Source organism: Vibrio sp. YT-19(2023), from assembly GCF_033337395.1.
Genome location: NZ_JAWOQN010000343.1, coordinates 1 through 810 on the forward strand (window position 1 = coordinate 1; position 810 = coordinate 810).

At 48.9% G+C, this 810-nt stretch carries 1 protein-coding gene; it reads left to right on the forward strand.

Features of this window, described 5'->3' with window-relative positions:
• On the forward strand, positions 1-810 hold an 810-nt coding region (murC, locus tag R7E78_RS25795), incomplete at both ends, for a UDP-N-acetylmuramate--L-alanine ligase (RefSeq protein ID WP_318058565.1).

Consider the following 810-nt stretch of genomic DNA (forward strand, 5'->3'; position numbering starts at 1 on the left):
GGCGGCTCGTGAATTGCGTATTCCTATTGTTCGCCGAGCAGAAATGCTGGCTGAACTGATGCGATTCCGTCATGGTATCGCTGTTGCGGGTACACATGGTAAAACCACCACCACAGCACTAGTCACACAAATCTATTCCGAAGCAGGCCTTGATCCTACGTTTGTAAACGGCGGTCTAGTAAAGAGCGCGGGCACAAATGCGCGCTTGGGCTCTAGCCGTATTCTGATTGCAGAAGCGGATGAGAGCGACGCCTCTTTCTTGCACCTGCAACCTATGGTGAGCATCGTTACCAACATCGAAGCTGACCACATGGATACCTACGGTGGTGACTTCGAAACATTGAAACAAACCTTCATTGATTTTCTTCACAACCTGCCGTTTTATGGCCAAGCCATTGTCTGTATCGATGATCCAGTGATTCGTGAGTTGATTCCGCGTATTAGCCGTCAAGTGATCACCTACGGCTTTTCTGACGATGCGGACGTACGTATCGAAAATTATCATCAAGAAGGTCAGCAAGGTAAATTTACAGTAGTACGTAAAGGTCGAGCTAACCTCGATATCACGCTAAACATTCCAGGCCGTCACAATGCGTTGAACGCATCAGCAGCAATAGCGGTCGCAACGGAAGACGACATTGAAGATGACGCGATTCTAAAAGCGATGGCGGGCACTCAAGGTACTGGCCGTCGTTTTGATCACCTTGGTGAGTTTGATACAGGTAACGGTCATGCGATGTTAGTCGATGATTACGGTCATCACCCAACGGAAGTTGACGTCACCATTAATGCAGCTCGCAGTGGTTGGCA